At 61.1% G+C, this 21,917-nt stretch carries 13 protein-coding genes; all 13 read left to right on the top strand.

Going from position 1 to position 21,917, the window contains the following annotated elements:
* The first annotated feature begins 139 nt into the window (after positions 1-139).
* The 13 genes from QQL85_RS13130 to QQL85_RS13070 all read left to right on the top strand — a co-directional run bounded on the left by QQL85_RS13130 (position 140) and on the right by QQL85_RS13070 (position 21,882).
* Complete coding sequence (locus QQL85_RS13130) at positions 140-3,718, top strand: glycosyltransferase (protein WP_284354020.1); 3,579 nt, start codon at positions 140-142, stop codon at positions 3,716-3,718.
* A 52-nt stretch (positions 3,719-3,770) separates the two neighbouring features.
* On the top strand, positions 3,771-6,488 hold the full coding sequence (locus tag QQL85_RS13125; protein ID WP_284354019.1) for a glycosyltransferase: 2,718 nt from the start codon (positions 3,771-3,773) through the stop codon (positions 6,486-6,488).
* Between the two features lie 247 nt (positions 6,489-6,735).
* The gene (gene rfbF, locus QQL85_RS13120) at positions 6,736-7,506 is read left to right on the top strand and encodes a glucose-1-phosphate cytidylyltransferase (RefSeq protein WP_274080913.1); all 771 of its coding nucleotides are present in this window, start codon (positions 6,736-6,738) and stop codon (positions 7,504-7,506) included.
* Positions 7,488-8,564, top strand: a complete 1,077-nt coding sequence (rfbG, locus tag QQL85_RS13115) for a CDP-glucose 4,6-dehydratase (RefSeq protein WP_284354018.1) — start codon at positions 7,488-7,490, stop codon at positions 8,562-8,564. The genes rfbF and rfbG overlap by 19 nt, the downstream gene beginning before the upstream one ends.
* Positions 8,557-9,879 (top strand): lipopolysaccharide biosynthesis protein RfbH, encoded by a 1,323-nt coding sequence (rfbH, locus tag QQL85_RS13110; protein WP_284354017.1) that lies wholly within the window; start codon positions 8,557-8,559, stop codon positions 9,877-9,879. Before rfbG ends, rfbH begins: the two co-directional genes overlap by 8 nt.
* A 91-nt stretch (positions 9,880-9,970) precedes the next feature.
* Entirely contained in the window at positions 9,971-13,462 is a 3,492-nt protein-coding gene (locus QQL85_RS13105) for a glycosyltransferase (protein ID WP_284354016.1), read from the top strand.
* A gap of 154 nt (positions 13,463-13,616) precedes the next feature.
* Positions 13,617-14,726, top strand: coding sequence for an N-acetylneuraminate synthase family protein (locus QQL85_RS13100; protein ID WP_284354015.1), 1,110 nt, complete (start codon positions 13,617-13,619; stop codon positions 14,724-14,726).
* 2 nt (positions 14,727-14,728) lie between these two features.
* Positions 14,729-16,558 (top strand): thiamine pyrophosphate-binding protein, encoded by a 1,830-nt coding sequence (locus QQL85_RS13095; RefSeq protein ID WP_284354014.1) that lies wholly within the window; start codon positions 14,729-14,731, stop codon positions 16,556-16,558.
* 1 nt (position 16,559) lies between these two features.
* A complete protein-coding gene (locus tag QQL85_RS13090) occupies positions 16,560-17,693 on the top strand; it encodes an FkbM family methyltransferase (protein WP_284354013.1) in 1,134 nt (377 codons plus the stop codon).
* A complete protein-coding gene (locus tag QQL85_RS13085; RefSeq protein WP_284354012.1) occupies positions 17,690-18,643 on the top strand; it encodes an NAD-dependent epimerase/dehydratase family protein in 954 nt (317 codons plus the stop codon). Before QQL85_RS13090 ends, QQL85_RS13085 begins: the two co-directional genes overlap by 4 nt.
* Before the next feature lie 70 nt (positions 18,644-18,713).
* Positions 18,714-19,619, top strand: coding sequence for a class I SAM-dependent methyltransferase (locus QQL85_RS13080; RefSeq protein ID WP_284354011.1), 906 nt, complete (start codon positions 18,714-18,716; stop codon positions 19,617-19,619).
* A gap of 223 nt (positions 19,620-19,842) precedes the next feature.
* Complete coding sequence (locus tag QQL85_RS13075) at positions 19,843-20,778, top strand: ketoacyl-ACP synthase III (RefSeq protein WP_284354010.1); 936 nt, start codon at positions 19,843-19,845, stop codon at positions 20,776-20,778.
* A 252-nt stretch (positions 20,779-21,030) separates the two neighbouring features.
* Entirely contained in the window at positions 21,031-21,882 is an 852-nt protein-coding gene (locus QQL85_RS13070; RefSeq protein ID WP_284354009.1) for a flagellin domain-containing protein, read from the top strand.
* Positions 21,883-21,917 lie beyond the last annotated feature (35 nt).

Below are 21,917 nucleotides of genomic sequence, written 5' to 3'. Positions count from 1 at the left end.
GTCCGCGGGCGTCTGCCCGTCATGACGCAAGGGCGCGCCGGCCAGGGTTGATAACGACCGGCCGGTTTGCCCTTGTGTCGTCCAGGTCTGAACGCCCGCCTATTCCCAAGCGCACCGCCTCTCTACCAAGGTCGTCATCGTGTCAGAGCAGCCACTCGTCAGTATCGCCATTCCTGCCTTCAATGCCGATTTTTTTCAAGCAACCTTGGTCAGTGCGCTTAGCCAGGACTACCCCAACCTGGAAGTCGTCATTTGCGATGACAGTGCTGGTGTGGAGATCGAGGCTATCTGCCAGGCGCTCGGCAAAGGTACGGCGGTGCCCGTGCGCTATACGCGCAACCCTGTTCGACTGGGGTTTGCACGCAACCTGCAAGCATGCCTGGAGCAGGCCAACGGGGCGTTGGTAAAGTTCCTGTGTGATGACGACCTGCTGCTCGACAGTTGCATCAGCCGACAAGCGCAAGTTTTGACTCAATGGCCTCAGCTCAGCATGGTGATCGGTCAGCGCCTGCTCTGGTCTGCGGATGACATCCTTTTGCCTTCCCGTGCGCTCAACAGCGTGATCGCGCCGCAAAGTGCGGTGCTCGTGGGTACAGACTTGCTGGCCAGCATCGCCGAGAACGTCCCGAATCTGTTTGGTGGCATCAGCCATGTGCTGTTCCGTCGTGCCCAGGTGCTGGAGTACCTGCCGCAACTGGTGCAGGGTGGCCAGGGGTTCGCCGCACGGCTGGACCTGGCCTTGTACGCATGCCTGCTGCGCCGTGGGCACCTGGCGAGCCTGGAGCGGATACTGAGTGTGGAGCGCATCCACCCAGGTCGGCTCAGTCATCACTCGAGCATGACCGAGGCGTACAGGCATGAGACCGAATGGCTGCGGCAGATGCTGGCGGCGCGCACTGGCGAGTCGGCGCCGGCCAATGGCTGGGTGCGTTACCTGCCACTGGAGGCTTACGACCCTGAGGCCGACCAGGCATGGGAGGAGTTGGACATCCGCCGCTTCCATGCTGGCCAGGTCGCCAATTTCTCGCAGCAGGTAGGCAGTCATGCCCTGAGCTTTACCGAGCTCTATGCCGAATGGCTGGCCTGCCGCAACCTGTCTGACGGGCAGTTGCGGTTACTGCCAAAGCGGGTCGAGCAGTGGCCAGTACAGCCCGCCATCGTCCCGATCGTCACCTGTCGCGAGGGCGATGAAAGCGCGCTGCGTGCCACCCTGGATTGCCTGGCTGCACAGTCCTATGCCGCCAGCCAGGTATTGGTGCTGGTGCCTGATGGCTTCGACAGGGTTGACGCGCCAGGCGTGCAGTACCTGGCCTTGAACGGCAGTGGGTACGCTCAGCTCAACCCGTGGCTGGCAGGTACATGTGTAGCCGACTGGGTACTGCTGTTGCGTGCCGGTGATCGCCTGCGGCCACATGCGCTGGTCGTCATGGCCGAGCGCATGGCGCTGCGTGCCGAGAGCATGTGCCTGTACACCGATGAAGATACCTTCGGGGCCCTGGCGCCCGGCAACCCGATTTTCAAGCCGGACTTCAACCTTGACTTGATGCGCAGTGTGCCCTATGTGGGCCGTACTCTGGCATTCAAGCGTGCGGCGCTGCTGGCGCTGGAAGGGTTCGATACCCAGTTCGAGACCCTGGCGCCACAGGATCTGCTGTGGCGAATGGTCGAGGCTCATGGCTTGCATGTGGTAGAGCACGTCGCGCAGATGCTGGTGCAGTGCCAGTCGGGGTATGCAGACTGGATGGACGAGCCGGCAGGGCAGGCAGAGGCGGCGCGCGTGGTCGAGGCCCACCTGCGTCGCATCGGCGTCGATGCCTTGGTGGAGGGCACCGCTGGCAGCTTGGTCACGCGTGTGACCTATCGGCATGAGCAGCAGGCAAGTGTATCGATCCTGATCCCCGCAGGCGCCAACCTGAACGCGCTCAGGCGTTGCGTCGAGTCGCTGTTCCAGTACACGGAATACAGCCAGTTCGAAGTGCTGGTCATCGCCAATGGCGACGAGCCGCAGCCTGTCGCCGAGTGGTTGGCGGCGATGCGTGGCCTGGGCAGTGACCAGTTGCGCGTCATCGATGTTCAGGCGCAGGGCAGGGCGGCGATCCTCAATCAGGCCAGTCAGCATGCCCAGGGCGAATATTTGCTGTTGCTCGCACCGGAATGTGCGCTGTTCGAGCCGCGCTGGCTCAGTACCTTGATGAGTCAGGCACAGCGTCCCGAGGTGGGCCTGGTGGGGCCGGCGCTATGTGGCAGCAATGGCGAGCTGGTTTCTTCCGGCCTGGTGCTCGGCCTTGGCGGCGGTACGGCAGGTAGCCCGTTCCCGGGCAGCTTCATGACAGCCGACGGTTACATGGGACGCCAGCAGCTGGTACAGAACTGGAGCGCACTGAGCCTGGACTGCCTGCTCATTCGCCGGACACTGTTCGAGGAGCTTGAGGGGCTGGACACCTCGGCCTTCCAGGTTGCGTTGTTCGACGTTGACCTCTGTCTGCGTGCGCGTGAAAAAGGCTTCCTGTCGGTTGGGACTCCCTTTGCTCGCGTCATGAGGCTGGCGGGGGGTGACGCTGTCGGGCTGATGGATGAGCTTGCCAGAGCCGACCGGGACGTTGCCTACGACCGTTGGCTGAGCCGCATTGCCCGGGACCCAGCCTACAACGACAACCTGAGTCTCAAGTTCGCCAATTTCAACCTCGAACCAGGCCTGCGCAGTGGCTGGGACCCCTTCATTGCCCGTGCCATGCCGTCAGTGCTGGCGTTGCCGATCAATACCACGGCAGTGGGGCATTACCGGGTAATCCAGCCATTCACCGAGCTTGAGCGGGCGGGCTGGATCCAGGGGCGGGTCAACCACGTCTCGCCAGGCATTATCGAACTCGAACGTGAAAAGCCCGATGTGATGATCCTGCAGTGTCGTTACATGCCAGGCAACATCAGGGAAATGGCGCAGTTCAAGCGCTTTTCGCATGCGCGGATGATCTACGAGCTGGACGACTACATCATCGACCCACCGAAAAAGAACGACCATGCCCGCAACCTGCCCAGCAATCTTGCGGAGTTGGTGGCCCAAGGCATCGGGCAGTGTGATCGGTTGGTGTGTTCGACCGAGCCGCTGGCTGATGCGTTATCCCACATGCACCAGGATATCCGCGTCGTCCCCAACATGTTGTCAGCCGCGCTCTGGGCTGGCCTTTCCAGCCAGCGTCAGACCAGTATCCGGCCGCGAGTCGGCTGGGCGGGTGGCACGAGCCATCGTGGAGATCTGGAGCTGTTGCAAGAGGTGGTGAAGGCGCTTGCCAACGAGGTTGACTGGGTCTTCTTCGGTATGTGTCCGGACCCCTTGCGCCCCTATGTGAAAGAGTTTCACAAGGCGGTTCAATTGGCGGACTACCCGCGCAAGCTTGCCAGCCTCAACCTCGACCTGGCGTTGGCGCCGTTGGAGCAGAACCTGTTCAACGACTGCAAGAGCAACCTGCGCTTGCTGGAGTACGGTGCGTGTGGTTTTCCGGTGATCTGCAGCGACACCAAGGCCTATGCAGGCTACCTGCCATGTACCCGGGTCAAGGACAACACCGCTGAGCAATGGCTGGATGCGATTCGCATGCACCTGGCTGATCCTCAGGCCAGTTACCGTCAGGGTGATGCCCTGCGCGAGGAAGTGCTACGTGACTACATGCTGATGCCGCACCATTTGCAGCATTGGGCCAACGCCTGGTTGGCAGACTGAACGTTGGCGTGGGGCGATGCCCGCGCCTGATTGACAATTGGACAGGTGCTATATGATCGATACCGCAATCGGCTCGCGCAATGATGTGACCGTTGTTTTGCTGGGCGAGGATCAGGCGCACAGCCGCGCCCGCGCGCAGCACTACTATCAGCAGGCTCATGTGCCCTGTGTGGCGTTTGACTTGCCGCCTGGGTCGAGCTCGGTCGGGTTCGCTCAGGCCCTTGCACAATCCCTGGGGGGGCTTGCCACGGCTTATGTGGTACTGGCGCTGGATACCGATTTCGTGCTGGCCCCGTCTCTGGACAATGCAGCGGCGTGCCTGCACGCGCAACCCGGGGTGGTGGCTGCGCAAGGCCAGCTGCTGGGCTACAGCCCGGGGAGTGGCAAGGTCGAGTACTACCGGGTAGGTTCGGCATTTGCGCCTGCTGTTGTCGAAACCGGTACAGCCAGGTTGTTGCAGTACGCCCAGGCTGGGCAGCAAGCCTGGCGTGCCGTCATGCGTGTGTCGACCTTGCAAGCCGTGCTGACGGCGTTGCCGGACAACCTGGATGCGCTTGCCGTGCGGGTGGCGATTTCCCTTGCAGTGTTGGCACAAGGGCCGGTTGCACACCTGGCCCAGACCGATGTGGTGAGTGAGCATGGGCCCGTCGGCTACAGCCTGGTGGAGCGTGAAGAGCGCCTGACTCAGCTGGTGCGTGGCTTGCGCCAGTGGGATGCTGGGCTATATCGGCTGTGTGGCGACGAACAGGGCTTCACGGCCCTCAACCGGTTCGTGCGCAACACCTACGATCTGGGCGCGGCGTCGTTGATCTTCACTTCCAGCTGGCGCAGTGTGATCGATGACCCCGAGCGGCTGTTCGAGCCGCATCAGGACGTACAACTGCCCTATTACAACGGCGCACTGTTTGCACGGTTGACCGAGCTGGAGTTTCTCTGCCACGCATGGCCGACCAGCCCGCAACAACAGCGCGCACTGGAGGGTATCTGGGTGCAGCAGCGTGACTTGTTGCAGGCGCACCCCAACGATACCGCAGAGAGCCTGAGCCACCGTTACTGGCAAGCCCTGGCGTTGAGCCTGTTCAATCGCGAAGTCTGCCATTTGCTGTTGTCCATGCTGGACAGGACAGAGGAAGCTGCGCATGTCCGTGAGATGACGGATTGGCTTGCACGCCTCGAACAGGTCCCGGGTATCCATGAGCAGTGCCGTTTGCAGGGTACTCCGTCGGGTCAGGTGATCGATGCCATCGCTGCCGCTACACCAGATGAAGCTGGACGCCAGCGTGTTCTCCGGTACTTGAGCAAGCACCCGGCCGAGCAGATCGCCTTCGTGGTTCTCGATCTGAAAAATGACGATCAAGCGCTTCAGGCCACGTTCGACAGCTTGCTGGCCAGCGGCATACGCAACTTCAAGCTGCTGGTGCTCAAGGCTGGCAAGCCACCCGCCATTACCACGCCGCGCGACACGCTGCATTTCATTCAGGTCAGTGACAGCAATTGGGTGACTCACCTGAATCAGGCGGTGCGCCAGTTGCCGAGTGCCTGGCTGATGCTGCTGAGTGCCGGTGATGTGTTGCTTGCGGGAGGTTTGTTGCGCCTGTCGGTGGAGCTTGTCGACGCACCGGCCTGTCATGCCATCGCGGCCAATGAAGTGCAGCGCGACGGTGAAGGGCGTTTGCACAGCGTCGAACGCCCGGGGGCAGACCTCGACCTGCTGCGCAGCCAGCCAGGGTTGATGTCGCGGCATTGGCTGGTACGTCGCCAGGCGGTACTGGACCTGGGCGGGTACAGTGAAACCTGCCGCGAGGCGTTGGAACTCGACCTGCTGTTGCGTCTGGTGGAGGCCCACGGCTTGAGCAGCCTGGCGCACATGACCGGCTACCTGGTCATCGGTGAGCAGGGCGGTAGTGCACTGGATGAGGAAGCTGCCAAGGTGGTCGGCCGTCATCTGACGCAATTGGGTTATCGCGCGCAGGTGAAGATACAGGCGAATGAAGGGTTGTCTATCGACTACCGGCATTCGTCCACGCCGTTGGTAAGCGTGCTCGTCGCTAGCGAAGGCGATGCCTCGCAGCTGCAGGCTTGCCTGCGTAGCGTGCTGCAGCGTACCCGTTACCCGCGCTACGAAGTGCTGGTGGTGTGCGCCGAGCACGAGGTTGCGGCGCTGCAACCGTTCGCCGGCAAGGTGCGTGTTCTGGTTGGTCAGCCGGGCGAGTCGCGCAGCAGTGGGTTGAACCTGGCGGCCACCCAGGCGCAAGGGGCCTATCTGGTGCTGGTGTCTGAGCGCAGTCAGGTCATTACCCCGGCCTGGATCGAGGCACTGCTCAATGAGGCTCAGCGCCCGGAGGTGGGTGTGGTAGGCGCCTGCCTTGAGGGGGGCGATGCTGCTCTTCTGCACGCGGGTTACGCCTTGCTGCAGGGGCCGCAGGTGGCTTCGCCCTGGCAGGGCCTGAAGCCGCAAGCGTGTGCTGAAGCCAGATGGCCATTGGCAGTGCGCGGTTGTCAGGCGGTCAGTGCCGATTGCCTGATGGTGAGCAAGGAGGTGTTCGAGCATTGTGCGGGTTTGCAGGTCGCCCAGGGCGCCGATGTCGACCTGTGCCGGGCCGTTGTGGACGCCGGGCAATTGGTCGTCTGGACGCCGCAGGCCAGGCTGCAGCTCAGCGCCGTGCCTGAAGCGGATCACGCGTTGGCGCAGGTGCTGCTCGATCGCTGGCCGACGGCCTTCAGCGAGCAGGCTGCGTCGGCGTTGGAGTGGCTGGAACAGGTCGAGTAGGCCGAGGCGGATTATTGACAGGGCTGCACGCTGACATCGCAGCCCTGTCCTGCCTGTTTGGACAATACCCGCGAGCCCGGTCGATCAAGGCCGGCTCCACGCTTCAGGCGTATCTCCCGCTGCGCGCGCATTTACCTTGCCCGCTCAGGCTGATTGGCAATCTTTTTGCTAGATAACGGCAACTTACTGAATTGGTCAGTATTTTGTCAGCCCGCTATGGGCGTCAGCCTGTGAAGGTGTGTCGACAATGAAAGCAGTCATCCTGGCCGGAGGCCTGGGTACCCGTATCAGTGAAGAGTCGCATCTGCGCCCGAAACCGATGATCGAAATTGGTGGCAAGCCCATCATTTGGCACATCATGAAAATCTACTCCCATTACGGGATCAACGATTTCGTGATTTGCCTCGGTTACAAGGGCTATGTGATCAAGGAGTACTTCGCGAACTATTTCCTGCACATGTCTGATGTCACCTTCGACATGTCGGAAAACCAGATGCATATCCACAACCGTCACGCCGAACCCTGGCGGGTCACGCTGGTGGACACTGGCGAGAATACGGCAACTGGCGGGCGCCTCAAGCGGGTACGCGATTACGTCGGCGACGAGACCTTCTGCCTGACTTACGGCGACGGCGTTGCCGATGTGGACCTGCCAGCCTTGATCGATTTCCACAACCGCCACGGCAAGCTGGCGACCGTCACTGCCGTTCAGCCGCCCGGGCGTTACGGTGCGCTGGATGTGCGGGGCGAGCAGGTGCATGGCTTCCAGGAAAAACCACTGGGCGACGGTGGCTGGATCAATGGCGGCTTCTTCGTGCTCGAACCCGGGGTCTTCGACTACATCGAGGGCGACGCCACCACATGGGAATATGAGCCCATGCGTGCCTTGGCGCAGGATGGCCAACTGATGACCCATGTGCACCGTGGCTTCTGGCAAGCCATGGACACCCTGCGTGATCGCAGTTACCTGGAAGAGCGCTGGAAGGCAGACGAAGCACAATGGCGCATATGGTCATGAGCCATGGCTTCTGGTCGGGGCGTCGGGTTTTCCTGACAGGACACAGCGGCTTCAAGGGCGGCTGGCTAGCCCTCTGCCTGCGTGAGCTGGGCGCCGAAGTGTATGGCTACTCACTGGCCCCCGATACCTCGCCCTCACTGTATGGCAGCGCTCGACTGGCTGAGTGCGTCGCTGGCGAGTTTGCCGATATTCGTGATGCTGACCGGTTGCTGCGCAGTGTGGCGGCATTTCGCCCGGAGGTCGTCTTGCACCTGGCCGCGCAGCCGCTGGTGCGCGAGTCCTATCGCAGCCCGGCACAAACGTACGCCACCAACGTTACCGGCACGCTCAACCTGCTTGAAGCTGTACGGCAGTGCGACACCGTGCGTGCCGTGCTGGTGGTCACCAGTGACAAGTGCTACGAAAACCGCGAGTGGCAATGGCCATACCGTGAGCAGGATGCTTTGGGGGGGCATGACCCCTACAGCAGCAGCAAGGCGTGCGTCGAGCTGCTTTGCGCCTCGTGGCGCGAGTCGTTCCTGCGCGAGCGCGGTGTGGCGCTTGCGACAGCACGCGCGGGCAACGTGATCGGTGGCGGTGACTGGTCAGCAGACCGGTTGCTGCCCGATATCCTGCGTGCCTGGGACGCCGGGGAGTCGGTGACCTTGCGCTATCCCGATGCCGTGCGCCCGTGGCAGCACGTACTCGATCCGCTTCAGGGCTACTTGCTGCTGGCCCAGGCGTTGATCGAGCGTGGTCAGGACGTGGCAGAGGCCTGGAATTTCGGCCCTGACAGCGGCGGTACGGCAACCGTGGGTGCGTTGGTGCAGGCCATGGCGCAGTTGTGGCCAGGCGAGGCGGGTTGGTCTGTCGAAGCGCGCGTGCAGCCCCATGAAGCAGGCTTGTTGACCCTCGACTCCTCCAGGGCTCGTCAAGCATTGGGCTGGCGGCCCAGGTGGGGTCTGCAGCAATCGTTGCGTCACACCCTTGAATGGCATCACGCCTGGCGCGATGGCCAAGACATGCAGCAATACTGCCGCACGCAAATAGCGGCACACGAAGGTGAGTTCAATGACTGATCAAACGGCGCAGCAGTTGCGCCAGCAAATTACCGAGCTCGTTGGCCGTTATGCCGAGCTGGAACTGGCCGCGCCCGGTTTTGTACCCGGCCAACATGCGGTTCCGCCCTCTGGCAAAGTCATTGGTGCACCCGAACTGCAAGCCATGACGGAAGCTGTACTGGACGGCTGGTTGACCACCGGGCGCTTCAATCAGGCATTCGAAAAACGCCTGGCACGTTACCTGGGGCGGCGTGGCGTGCTCACCGCCAACTCCGGCTCTTCGGCGAACCTGTTGGCGTTTTCCGCCTTGACTTCGCCGCGCCTGGGGGATCGTGCCATTCGCAAGGGGGACGAGGTCATTGGCGTGGCAGCGGGTTTCCCTACCACCGTCAACCCGATCCTGCAATTTGGTGCCGTGCCGGTCTTCGTCGATATCGAGATGGGTACCTACAACGTCGACCCGGCCTTGATCGAGGCGGCGATCAGCCCGCGGACCAAGGCGATCATGTTGGCCCACACGCTGGGCAACCCGTTCAACCTGGCCGTGGTGCGAGAATTGTGCGACCGCTACGGTTTGTGGCTGATCGAGGACTGCTGCGATGCGCTCGGCGCCACCTATGATGGCCGCCAGGTGGGCAGCTTCGGCGACCTTGGTACGCTCAGTTTCTATCCGGCCCACCATATCACCATGGGCGAGGGCGGGGCGGTTTTCACCGATTCTCCGCTGCTCAAGCGTATCGTCGAATCGTTCCGTGACTGGGGGCGTGACTGCTATTGCGGACCAGGCGAAGACAATACCTGCAGCAAGCGCTTCTGCTGGCAGCTGGGCGACCTGCCGCAAGGTTACGACCACAAGTACACCTATTCCCACCTGGGCTACAACCTCAAGATCACCGACATGCAGGCTGCCTGTGCGTTGGCGCAGATGGACCGGGTGGATGACTTCATCGTTGCACGCAAGCGTAACTTTGCCTGGCTCAGCGAGCGCTTGTCCGGGTGTGTAGAGCAGCTGATCCTGCCGCACGCCACCCCCAACAGTGACCCGTCCTGGTTTGGTTTCCCGCTGACGCTGCGTGATGGTTGTGGTGTCGAGCGTCTGGATCTTTTGCGTCATCTCGATGCGCAGAAGGTGGGTACTCGCCTGCTGTTCGCCGGCAACCTTACCCGACAGCCCTACATGAAAGACCAGCAATACCGGGTAGCCAGTGACTTGTCGGTGACGGACAAGATCATGAAGGACACCTTCTGGGTCGGCCTGTGGCCCGGGCTTGGCGAAGACCACCTCGAACATGTGGCCGGCAGCATCGAAGCCTATGTGCGGAGGCTGCGCTGATGGGCGTCTACGCGTGTGAACGGTTTGCCGGGCGGGGCCGCAGGGTGTTCGCCCGAGCCAGCGGCGCGCGCCCGTCCATGCCACGCCCAGGATGCAGCCTGTGAGCACTCAGCATTATCCGCCCTTGCACGTTGCGTCACCGCGCCCGTATTACATCGTTGCGCCCGCCTACCGGCATAACTCGGCGGGTATCCGGGTGATGCACATGCTGTGTCACCTGCTGAACCGGTGCGGTCAGGACGCCTACCTGTACAGCTCCACGACCAACCCGATGTGGCACACGCCCCTGCTCACCAATGAGTTGAAGCAGCAACATGAGCAGGCGGGGCGCCAGCCTATCGTGGTGTACCCGGAGGTGGTGTCAGGCAACCCGACCAAGGCCCGCTCGGTCGTGCGCTACCTGCTCAACGTACCGGGGTTGATCGCAGGGGACACGGAGTTTGCCGATTCGGAAATGGTCTTTGCCTACGGTGAGCATCTGCTGCCCAAGGGCGCAGGGGCTGAGCGCATACTGTTTCTGCCGCCGATCGACACATCGCTGTTCAACAACCTTGGCAACCCCTATGACGGCCATCGCAAAGGTTGGCTGATCTACCCGGGGCGCCATACCCATGCGCTTCAGGAGCACCCCGAGCTGGCGGCGAGGTGCACGCTCATTACCAACGAATGGCCAGCCACCCCTCGGGAAATGGCAGAGCTGTTCCGGCGCAGTGAAGGCATCTATTGCTTTTCTTCCACCGCAACGGCGCTGGAAGCTATGTTGTGTGGTTGCCCGACCGTGGTACTCAAGTCGCCCTTCTTTGATGGTACGCCGCTCGGTATTGGCGAATTCGGCACGCATGGCCTGGCCTTCGAAGACACGCCCGAGGCTATCGAGCATGCCAGATCGGGCTTGGCCATCGTCCAGCAAAAATACGCTGACCTGCAGGGCCGGTTCTGGGAGCAGTTGGCCGGCTTCATCGAGCAGACCCAGGCCATGCCTTGCACAGACCTGCAATCAGACGATATGCACGAGGCGGCACGTCAGCCAGATGCACAGGTTGCCCAGTGGCTGCGGTCCCGTCGCCCTACTGATGCGCAGGCGGCGTTGATCGCCCAGCGTCTGGAAGACAGGCGCATGGACCTGCCCAGGTTCGATTTCGTCATCATCCCGAACGGCCAGCCAGCGGCGGTCGAGACCACGCGCAAAAGCCTGCAAGGGCAGATGTATCAGCAGCTCGCCGTCCATGTGCCGGCCGATTGCGAGCTTGCTACGCTTAACCAGTTGGTCCTGCAGCAAGGGACCGGGCAGTGGCTCTGTTTTGTGCGTGCGGGTACCACGTTCACACCGTTCGGGTTGATGATGCTCGCGCTGGAACTGCTCGAGGGCGACCATGTGCGTGCGGTGTATGCCGATGAGCTGGTGACCACGCCGCAGGGCACCCAGCAGGCGCTGCTGCGCCCCGACTTCAATCTCGACATGCTGCTGGCCAGCCCGGCCCAGCTGGCGCGGCATTGGTTCTATCGCCGCGAGGTATTCCTTGAGGCGGGCGGTTTCGACCTGGCCTGCGCGGGGGCGGCCGAGCTCGCGTTGCTGTTGCACTTGATCGAAGATGCCGATGGCCTCGACGGGCTGGCTCACGTCAGCGAACCCGTGTGTATCTCGCCCAGCGTAGAACCTGTTCACAGCCCTCAGGAACAGGCGGTGCTGCTGCGCCACTTGCAGCGGCGCGGCTATACCCAGGCGCAGGTGCGCATGCATCGGCCAGGCATTCATCGCATTGACTATGGGCACGCCGAGCAGCCATTGGTTTCGCTGGTTGTGCCCTGCAGCGGGCGTCTCGATCATGTACAGCGCTGCGTGCATTCGTTGATTGAAAAGACCCGTTATCCCCACGTCGAGATTTTGCTGGTAAACGATGGCGGCAGCAGTCCGGCTACCCGTGCCTGGCTGGATGGCCTTGTGGCGCGGGAGCAAAACCGGGTCAGCGTGCTGAGTGACGCGTCGGTACATGGCCATGCCGCTGCTTGCAACCTGGCGGCCAGGCATGCACAAGGCGAGTATCTGGTGCTGCTGCACGAGGATACCGTGATTGTGCACGATGACTGGCTGGATGCCTTGCTCAACCACGGCCAGCGCCCGGAAGTCGGCATCGTCGGCGCCAGGTTGATGCATCCCAATGGCATGGTCGAACAGGCTGTGCAGGTGCTGGGCTTGAATGGCCCAGGCAGCTCGGCGTTTTCCGGGCTGCCGCAGGATGAAGGGTACATGCGCCGGCTTGAGCTGGATCAGAACCTGAGTGCCGTGTCTGGCGCCTGCCTGTTGATTCGCCGGGCGCTTTACCAGGATGTGGGCGCAATGGATAGTCACCTGACGCAACGCACGGGTGCCAGTCTTGATCTTTGCCTGAAGGCGCGGCAGGCCGGTTATCTCACGGTGTGGACGCCCCATGCTGTGGTGGTGTGCGAGGGCCAGGGTGAGTGCGTGCCTGCCGACGCGGCCGAAGCCGAACAGGACGCGTTGTATGGCAAATGGCTGCCCGTCATCGCCCGCGATCCGGCCTACAACCGCAACTTGTCTTTGCAAGGGGCTGGTTTTGAGCTTGAGACCGACCCGGGCCTGTCATGGAACCCCTTGAGCTGGCGCCCGTTGCCCGTGCTGTTGAGCATGCCGGGCGAACTTGCTGGCGCTGCTCGCAGCCGGATTGTCGACCCTGCCTTGTCCATGGGTATTGCCGGCCTGGCTGACGTCCGGTTGGCCTTGCGGCCCTATCTGCCCGCTGAGCTGGAGCGGCTGCAGCCTGATAGTTGGGTGATGCGGCGGCCAGAAAGCGAGGCGCAGATTGAAGCGTTGCGTCGCAATGCCCGGTTCACCCGCGCATTCAAGGTGGGCGAAGTGAATGCCGACTTGCCTGGCCTGGCGGATGACGATCTTGCAGGTGCGCTGCGATGGTCTGTTGGCGTTGTGGACCGGCTGGTGGTGCCCACCCATGCATTGGCAGAAGCACTGCAAGGCTTCTGTTCAGATATTCGTGTCATGCCGGACCGTCTGCACCCGGCCCGTTGGGGGGCGTTGGCTACTCAGCGTCAGCCGGGTGGTCGCCCTCGTGTCGGGTGGGTGGGTGATCAGTTCGACGCCCGCGTTCAGCACCTGATGCTAGAGATTGTTCAGGCCTTGCGTGCTGATGTGGATTGGGTCTGCCTGGGTGAATGCCCGCCCCAGCTACAGCCTTACCTGCGCGAGTTACATGGCCCGGTGCCTTACGATGAATATCCGCAGAAGCTCATGTCGCTGGGACTTGATCTGGCGTTGGCACCGCTTGGCGATGGATGGCTTGATGCATGTCGCAGCAATGTGCGGCTTCTTGAATATGCCGCCTGTGGTTATCCGCTGGTGTGCAGTGATGTATTGCCCTACCAAGGGTTGCCTGTGACCAGGGTCAGGAACACCGCCGGCGACTGGATCAGTGCTATCCAGGCGCACCTTGCCGAGCCTGCTGCCAGTGCAAGTGGCGCGAAAGCGCTGCGCGAACAGGTGCTGGCACGGCACATGCTGGATGAAGGCTATGCACGCCAGTGGCTTGACGCCTGGCTGCCAGGTTGAGGGCAGACCAGACACCGATAGCGAACAGTCAACTATTCCAATAGCCGCCGGGTACGTCCCAAGGCGGCGTGCAATGCCGGCGTCAGCCGCACATAGAACACAGCATGCCTTGGCGCCACATCGACCTGGCCCACGGCAACCAGGGGAGTATCCGGTGAAAACCATTAGTCAGCGTGACAAAGATCTGTTTGAAAACCTGTTCGTACTGGAGCTCGCCAACAATCATTGGGGCAAGCTGGAGCGCGGGCTGAAAATTGTCCGCGACCACGGAACGATTGCGCGTTACAACAACGTCAAGGCAGCCATCAAGCTGCAGTTCCGCGATGTCGATGAGTTCATTCATCCTGATTTCAAAGGTACCGCAGACCTTCGCTATGTGAAGAAGACCGAGGACACCCGCCTGACCAAGGCGGAGTTTGCCCGCATGGTGGAAGAAGTCCGCAACCTGAGCTGCATTCCCATGGCGACGCCATTCGACGAAGCCTCGGTTGACCTGTGCGTCGAATTCGACATGCCGATCATCAAGATCGCCAGTTCCGACATGAACGACTGGCCGCTTATCGAAAAAATCGCGTCTACCCGCCGGCCAACCATCATTTCCACCGGCGGCGCATCGGAAAAAGACCTGGACGATATCGTTCGCTACTTTGAAAAGCGTGATATCCCGCTGGCCATCAACCATTGCGTTTCGCTGTACCCCAGCGAGGACGACGAGCTGCAGCTCGACCAGATCGACTACCTGCGTAACCGCTACCCTGGGCATGTCATTGGCTTGTCGACCCATGAGTACCACGACTGGCACTCTTCCATGCTCATTTCCTACGGCAAAGGTGTACGTACCTGGGAAAGGCACATCGATATCCAGTACCAAGGTGTGCCGGTTTCCAACTACTGCTCGCTCCCGGAACAGTGCGACAACTGGTACAAGGCCTTCCACAAGGCCAAGGAAATGTGCGGGGGTGTCAGCGGCACTCGACGCATCATTTCGCGCAAGGAAACCGAGTACCTCAACGCACTCGTGCGCGGTGCCTATGCACGTCGGGACCTCTCGCCAGGCTATGTGCTGAACCGGGACGAGTTCGAAAAGGACTTCTACCTTGCAATCCCGCTGCACAAAGGGCAGCTGTCCTGCCGGGAAGTGATGAACGGTGAAACGCTGCTGCGGCCGATCAAGGCCAACGAACGCCTGACCATCGACCACATTGACGGGCCTTACAGTGAAACCCCGGCCCTGAAAGAACTGATCCTGGGCCGAGGGCTGTGATGATGGCGACTGTATCCCAGCAAATTGCGCAATGGTTGGTTCAGCAGGGGGTCGAACAGGTTTTCACCGTCACCGGTGGCGGTGCCATGTTCCTCAACCAGGCCTTGGGTGGCCATGAGCAGCTGCGGTGCACCTTCATGCACCATGAGCAGGCTTGTGCCATGGCCGCCGAGGGGTATGCGCGCATCACCGGCAAGCCGGCCGTGGTGATGTTGACGACGGGCCCTGGCTCTATCAACGCGCTCAACGGTGTGCATGGGGCGTTCACCGACTCCATCCCCATGATCGTGCTGTCCGGCCAGATCAAGCGCGAAACCTGTGTGTCTTTCCAGGATGTACCGGGCCTGCGCCAACTGGGTGACCAGGAGGGACCGACCATCGCCATGGCCAGCCCGGTCTGCAAGTACGCGCAGATCGTGCGTTCGGAGCAGGATGTGGAGGTCATGCTGCCCAAGGCATTCGCCGAAGCAGTGGGCGGTCGCCCCGGGCCTGTCTGGCTCGATATTCCACTGGATATCCAGCAATCCAAAGTACCACTCGATATCCCGGCGCCCTCGTTGATCCAGCCGCCGCGCGCCGAGGATTTGCGCGCTGCCTGCCGTGATATCGTCGGCAAGCTGTTGCAATCGCACCGCCCTGTGGTGCTGGGCGGCACCGGTGTGCGCCTGTCACGCACCGAGCAACGGCTACTGGCGCTGGTGGAGCGCTACGGTATCCCCCTGGCGACTGCCTGGACCCATGATCTGATCGCGTCCGATCACCCACTGTTCGCCGGTCGCCCTGGCACTATCGGTACCCGTGCCGGTAACTTCTGCTTGCAGGCGGCTGATTTCGTGTTGGTGCTGGGGTCGCGGCTGAATGTGCGGCAAACCAGCTATAACTGGCAGGCATTCGCCAAGCACGCCTGGGTGGCTCAGGTCGATATCGACGCTGCTGAGCTGAACAAGCCCACCGTGCGCCCGGACTTCGGCGTTGCTGCCGACCTGGCAGACTTCCTCGATGTCTTCGAGCAAGAGCTGGCAAAGGCCACTCTGCAGAGTTTTGCGCCGTGGGTGCAATGGTGCCAGCACATAGGGCGTACCTATCCGGCATCGGCGGAGCACACGCAAAAAGCCGATGGGCCTTTGAACCCGTACCTGATGGTACAGCGCATTTTTGCGCAGATGCGTGCGGATGACATCGTGGTGTGTGGCAATGCGTCAGCCTGCATCCTGCCATTTCAGATCGGCGCCTTGCAGAAGGGCCAGCGCCTGTTCAGCAACTCGGGCTCCGCGTCGATGGGCTATGACCTGCCAGCGGCCATTGGTGCGGCGACGGCAGCCAAAGCAGAAGGCGCACGTCGCGTGATCTGCTTTGCCGGCGACGGCAGCCTGCAGATGAACATTCAGGAGCTGCAAACGCTCAAGACCCTCGGCGTCAACGTGATCGTGATCGTGCTCAACAATCGAGGTTACCTCTCGATCTGGCAGACACACGAAAACTTCTTTGGCCGGGTGATCGGCGCCACGCCCGAATCAGGCGTGGATTTCCCGGACTTCACTGCCGTGGCCAGCGCTTATGGCCTGCGCGCCGAAAGCATCGCTACGCAGGGCGACCTGGCGCGGCTCGACGCACTTCTGGAAAGTGATGGCCCGATGTTGATCGACCTGCACGTCGACCCTCGGCAGGAGTTCGTGCCGCGTATCAAGTCGCGGGTCGATGCCAACGGTGCTTTCGTCACCCCGGAGCTCGATGACATGCACCCGTTCCTGGAGCCGGAAACCATGGCGCGAATTCGTGCAGAAGCGGCAGCCCTGCGTGCCGTCCCTAACACCGACACGGCTGGCGATTGACATGGCTGACACAACGTGGCGTTTCGAAGACTTCATGGCTCTGCGCGACCAGGCGAACGACGTGAAGCCCGCGCACATTGATCCTCGGCGACCGCTGTGGATCTTTGGTGCGGGGAATTTCGGCCTTAGCCTGGCAACTGCGATGCAGCAGCAAGGCTTTGTCGTAGGGGGCTTTGTCGAGACGTCGCCGCGATCTGACCGGGTTGCAGGGTTGCCGGTGGTGAACTGGCAACAGCTGTCGCAAGACGCCCCAATGGCCCAGGTCGCGCTCGGAATACTCAATCGTGATACGCCCTACGATGCGTTGCTAGGCATTGCTGCGAAAGCAGGTTTTGCCAACCTGTTGATGCCGTGGGATCTGTACGAGCAGTTCTCCGGGGCTTTGGGCTGGAGGTTCTGGTTGGGCGCTCGCGCCTCTCTGTTGAATGCAATGGAGCGTATCGGGCGTGTTGCCGAAGGGCTGGCTGACGATGAGAGCCGCAAGATACTTTATCGGATATGCGCTTTCCGCCTTGGGCTCGATATGCAATACGCCAGCTTTTCTTCGGGCGAGGCGCAGTACATCAATGAGTTGACCGTGCCTGCCTTGACAGGGCGCGAGATCACCTTCGTCGACTGTGGTGCCTATGATGGCGATAGCTATGAGGCATTGCTGGCGCGGCCTGAGGTTTCCTGTGGGCAGGCGTTTCTGCTTGAGCCTGATCCTGGCAACTTCGTCCGGCTGGTCCAGCAGGTCTCGGCAAAGGGGCGCAATGCCGTCTGTTTGCCTCTGGCTGCCGCTGAGCGCCACAGCCTCTTGACCTTCAACGCTGGCCAGGGAGAAGCCTGCGCTATCAGTGATCAGGGTGACGGAATCTCGATTGCTGCGGTGGCGTTGGATCAAATGTTGCCCGCCGTTCGGGTAGATCTGATCAAGCTTGATGTGGAGGGTGCTGAGGCCGCAGTTTTGCGCGGCGCTGCGCGTATCATTCGGCGAAATCGGCCGGTGCTCGCGGTGTCCCTCTACCATAACCCACAGGATCTATGGGAATTGCCAGAGCTGCTCTCCGCGCTGTGCTCGAACTATCGGCTTCATATTCGGCAGCACGCATCGAACACGTTCGAGTCTGTCCTGTATGCGGTTCCGGACCAATGAATGTGCTATTGACCGGGGGCACCGGTTTTTTTGGCAAGGCGTTGCTACGGCACTGGATGGCGGCCGCCAATACGGGTGCCGCTATCCCTGTGGTCACCGTCCTAAGCCGCGCTCCAGATGGCTTCCTTGAACGGTATCCGGAGTTTGCCGACCAGGATTGGCTACGCCTGCATCGTGGCGACATCCTCGATCCAGCGTCTCTGCCAGAGGGTGGGGATTTCAGCCATGTACTGCATGCTGCGGCCGACTCGACCGCAGGGCCACAGCTGTCTCCGTTACAGCGCTATACCCAGATTGTCGATGGCACTCGAAATTTGCTGGAGTACGCCGCTCGGCAGCGTATCCCGCGCTTCCTGATGACCAGTTCTGGTGGTGTGTACGGCCCTCAGCCGCAGGGGCTTGAGCAAATCCCTGAGGATTACCATGGGTTGCCTGACCCGCTGGAACCTGCCCATGCCTACAGCGTTGCCAAGCGCTGCGCCGAGCATCTGTGCATTTTGTACCAGCAACAGTTTGGCCTGGAGGTGGTCATCGCTCGCTGTTTCGCGTTTGTCGGCAGGGATCTGCCGCGCGATGTGCACTTCGCGATAGGCAACTTCATTCGCGACGCCCTTGAGTCGCCCGCCATTCGCGTAAGCGGGGATGGAACGCCTGTGCGGTCTTACATGGACCAGCGTGACCTGGCTCACTGGCTGGATGTGATGCTGCGTCAAGGTCGCGCGGGCAGTGCTTACAACGTCGGGTCGGACGAGGCAGTGACGATCGCTGAGCTCGCGCATCAGGTGCGTGACGTGTTGTCACCACAAAAGCCGGTGCACATTGCCGCTGCTCAGGCTACCCCGGGGAGTTTCCGGAACCGGTATGTACCCTGCATCGACAAGGCGCGCTCGGAGCTCGGGTTGCAACTGCGCCATGGCTTGCAGCAGTCGATCAAGGACGCGGCGATTTAGAGGGCTGCCCGGTTGAGCTGGCCGAGGCGCAATACTCCCATTTTTACCTGGACGTGCTAGGTCTGACTTCATGATCAACGATGTGTATCCCGCCTGTGAACGCGAACGCGTTGCCACCCGATGCGTTTGCTGTGGATCAGCGCAGTTGTCTCAGTCCCCGGCAGTGCTGATGCCTTTTGTGTCGCATCGAGCCCTGGGCTGGGCGCCCGCAGTCATCGACGCCAGCTGGGGGTTGAACAGTATCCCTCAGGGAATGGCCTACTGCGTGTGCAATACCCTTCATTGCGCGCAGTGTGAATTCCTGTTTCTGGATATCCGCTTTTCGGATCGGGAAATGCAGCGTCTCTATGACGGTTACTACGGCAAGGCTTACGAAGATTTGCGAGAGCACTATGAGCCGGGCTTCAGGGAACGCAACAAAGTGCTGAGCGCGCCCAGTGAGCTGCTGGGCCCGATTCGCTCATACATCCTTCGGCATATTGCGCCCACGCGGGTCCTGGACTGGGGTGGGGGGGATGGCTCCAACACACCGTTCAAAGGGCAGGGCTACTCGACCGATATCTACGATATCGACAAAAAGCCCACCGTGCCGGGTACAACCAGTGTGACCCAGGACGAGGTGCGAGGCCGCACCTACGACTTGATCGTGTGCCGGCATGTGCTTGAGCATGTTCCCTATCCAGCGGACACACTTGCGCTGATCAGCGCCAGCATGCACGACGATACGTTGCTGTATGTGGAGTTGCCCCACGAGGCGTTGATGGTTGGCAACGATCAGGTTTCGGCTGAGCAAAAGCGGCACTGGCATGAGCATATCAACTTCTTCTCGGTGCCAGCGCTTACCCATCTGTTCGCGCTTGGCGGTTTCACCGTCCTTGATATTCAGTCAACCGCATTTGTCAGCAATGCGAAGCTGGGTTCGGCAGGGCACCTGCTTCAGGCGGTTGTGAAAAAGGCACCGTCCAGGCGCGCGTGACCTTCGGGTGGTGTGTGAATCATGGGGCCCTTGGGTCGCGCGAACGCCTGCAAAAGCAGCCCTGGCATTGCGGCATTCGCAGCTTTGGTCGTATAACCGTGACTTGGCAGTCGAAACGTGCATCTTTAATCTATCAAGTCAGCGGGCAGCCACGTCGATGGCCTGACGAGGCCAGTATCAGGCCCGATCCCGCACTATCCGCCATGTCAACCGGGAAGCCACAATGATTGGCATTAAAAGCATCGCCAGTTACGTGCCTGTGAAGGGTGTAGACAACTACGCCCAAGGTGCGAAATTCGGCAAGGATCAAGAGTTCATTTTCGGCAAGATCGGTTCCACCTTCTTGCCGCGCAAGGATGCCAACCAGGAAACATCCGATCTTTGTGTCGAGGCAGCCAACGCATTGTTTGCCGCCAACCCGTCGCTGGACCCAGCTGCCATCGATGCCGTGATCGTGGTCACCCAGAACGGCGATGCCGAAGGGCTGCCGCATACGGCGGCGATCGTTCAGCACAAGCTCGGCCTTTCGACCGCCGTCGCAGCCTTTGATATTTCCCTGGGCTGCTCGGGCTATGTGTACGGCTTGTATGCCATGAAGGGTTTCATGGAGGCCGCGGGCCTTAAAAACGGCCTGCTGATCACCGCCGATCCTTACTCGAAGATTGTCGACCCGGAAGATCGCAATACCACCATGCTGTTCGGTGACGCCGCTACCGCCACCTGGATGGGCGAGGGCGCTGCATGGCAATTGGGCAAGTCGTTGTTCGGCAGCGATGGTGCGGGTGCCGAGCACCTGCGTACCACCGATGGCAAGTTCTTCATGAATGGTCGCCAGGTCTATAACTTTGCCTTGGTCAAGGTGCCGGCGCACTTGCAGCAGTTGCTTGAAGCCAGCGCACTCCGGGCTGAGGATATCGACCTGTACTGCCTGCATCAGGGCAGCGCGGCGATCGTCGATGCCGTTTCGTCGCGTTTTGATGAAGGCGAGCACAAGCAGAAGTTTGTCAAGGATATGGTCGAGACGGGCAATACCGTGTCGTCCAGCATACCGCTGCTGCTGGAAAAGCATGTGCTTGGCTCCGGCTGCAAGCGCGTGGCGCTGAGTGGCTTTGGGGTGGGCCTGTCGTGGGGCTCGGCCATTATCGAACGCTGCGACTGACCGTTCGTCGCCGCAAATAACGCCGTCATCGTCTGACGGCGTTTTACTTTCTATCCTGCATCAAAGTTGCGCCTGTATATTGGCGTCAACTCCTTGATTTCGTTGGGCTGGCACGATGCCAGCAATTTTTTTTGAAATTACGCTAAAGCAAGACGCCCTGACGACGATAACTATTACGAAGGTTCTCTGTGCCACCTCCGGCGAATTGCCAAGGCCGGAAGCCGTAGTACCCAATCCAACGAGGAATTCGTCATGGCTTTGACTGTAAACACCAACACCACCTCCCTGGGCGTTCAGAAGAACCTGAACCGGGCTTCCGATGCACTGGGCACCTCGATGACCCGTCTGTCTTCCGGCCTGAAAATCAACAGCGCCAAAGACGACGCTGCTGGCCTGCAGATCGCTACCCGCATGACTTCGCAGATCCGTGGCCAGACCATGGCGATCAAAAACGCCAACGACGCCATCTCCATCGCCCAGACTGCTGAAGGCGCGATGCAAGAGCAGACCAACATCCTGCAGCGTATGCGTGAACTGGCTGTTCAGTCGCGAAACGACAACAACAGCGCAGACGACCGCGAAGCACTGAACAAAGAATTCCAGTCGATGCTCAAAGAGATCGACCGTATCGCCGGTTCGACCCAGCTGAACGGCAAGAACCTGCTGGACGGTAGTGCCAGCGACATGACCTTCCAGGTTGGCTCCAACACGGGTAGCGACAACCAGATCACCATCAGCCTGAGCGATGCCATGAACACCACTGGCGCGCTGAGCGGCCTGGATGGCATGAGCATCACCGGTACCGACAGCGCCACTGCCGAAGCGGCCTTCACCGCTGCCCTGAGCGCCATCGATGACGCCCTGAACGCGATCAACAGCACCCGTGCCGACCTGGGTGCCGTTCAAAACCGTCTGACCAGCACCATCAACAACCTGCAGAACATCAACGAAAACGCCGAAGCCGCCCGTGGTCGTGTACAAGACACCGACTTCGCCGCTGAAACTGCCCAGCTGACCAAGCAGCAGACCCTGCAGCAAGCTTCCACTTCGATTCTGGCCCAGGCCAACCAACTGCCATCCGCCGTACTGAAGCTGCTTCAGTAATCGCTGATGGTGATTGGCGGGGGAGTGCATTCTAA

The organism is Pseudomonas putida (assembly GCF_030159595.1).
Lineage (GTDB): Bacteria > Pseudomonadota > Gammaproteobacteria > Pseudomonadales > Pseudomonadaceae > Aquipseudomonas > Aquipseudomonas putida_AC.
This window is presented reverse-complemented; position numbering and strand designations above follow the sequence as displayed.

What these genes read in the sequence shown, in the direction of transcription:
- QQL85_RS13125 (WP_284354019.1), top strand. Translation starts at nt 3,771, where the DNA reads ATGATCGATACCGCAATCGGCTCGCGCAATGATGTGACCGTTGTTTTG.
- rfbF (WP_274080913.1), top strand. Translation starts at nt 6,736, where the DNA reads ATGAAAGCAGTCATCCTGGCCGGAGGCCTGGGTACCCGTATCAGTGAA.
- rfbG (WP_284354018.1), top strand. Translation starts at nt 7,488, where the DNA reads ATGGCGCATATGGTCATGAGCCATGGCTTCTGGTCGGGGCGTCGGGTT.
- rfbH (WP_284354017.1), top strand. Translation starts at nt 8,557, where the DNA reads ATGACTGATCAAACGGCGCAGCAGTTGCGCCAGCAAATTACCGAGCTC.
- QQL85_RS13105 (WP_284354016.1), top strand. Translation starts at nt 9,971, where the DNA reads ATGCAGCCTGTGAGCACTCAGCATTATCCGCCCTTGCACGTTGCGTCA.
- QQL85_RS13095 (WP_284354014.1), top strand. Translation starts at nt 14,729, where the DNA reads ATGGCGACTGTATCCCAGCAAATTGCGCAATGGTTGGTTCAGCAGGGG.
- QQL85_RS13090 (WP_284354013.1), top strand. Translation starts at nt 16,560, where the DNA reads ATGGCTGACACAACGTGGCGTTTCGAAGACTTCATGGCTCTGCGCGAC.
- QQL85_RS13085 (WP_284354012.1), top strand. Translation starts at nt 17,690, where the DNA reads ATGAATGTGCTATTGACCGGGGGCACCGGTTTTTTTGGCAAGGCGTTG.
- QQL85_RS13080 (WP_284354011.1), top strand. Translation starts at nt 18,714, where the DNA reads ATGATCAACGATGTGTATCCCGCCTGTGAACGCGAACGCGTTGCCACC.
- QQL85_RS13075 (WP_284354010.1), top strand. Translation starts at nt 19,843, where the DNA reads ATGATTGGCATTAAAAGCATCGCCAGTTACGTGCCTGTGAAGGGTGTA.
- QQL85_RS13070 (WP_284354009.1), top strand. Translation starts at nt 21,031, where the DNA reads ATGGCTTTGACTGTAAACACCAACACCACCTCCCTGGGCGTTCAGAAG.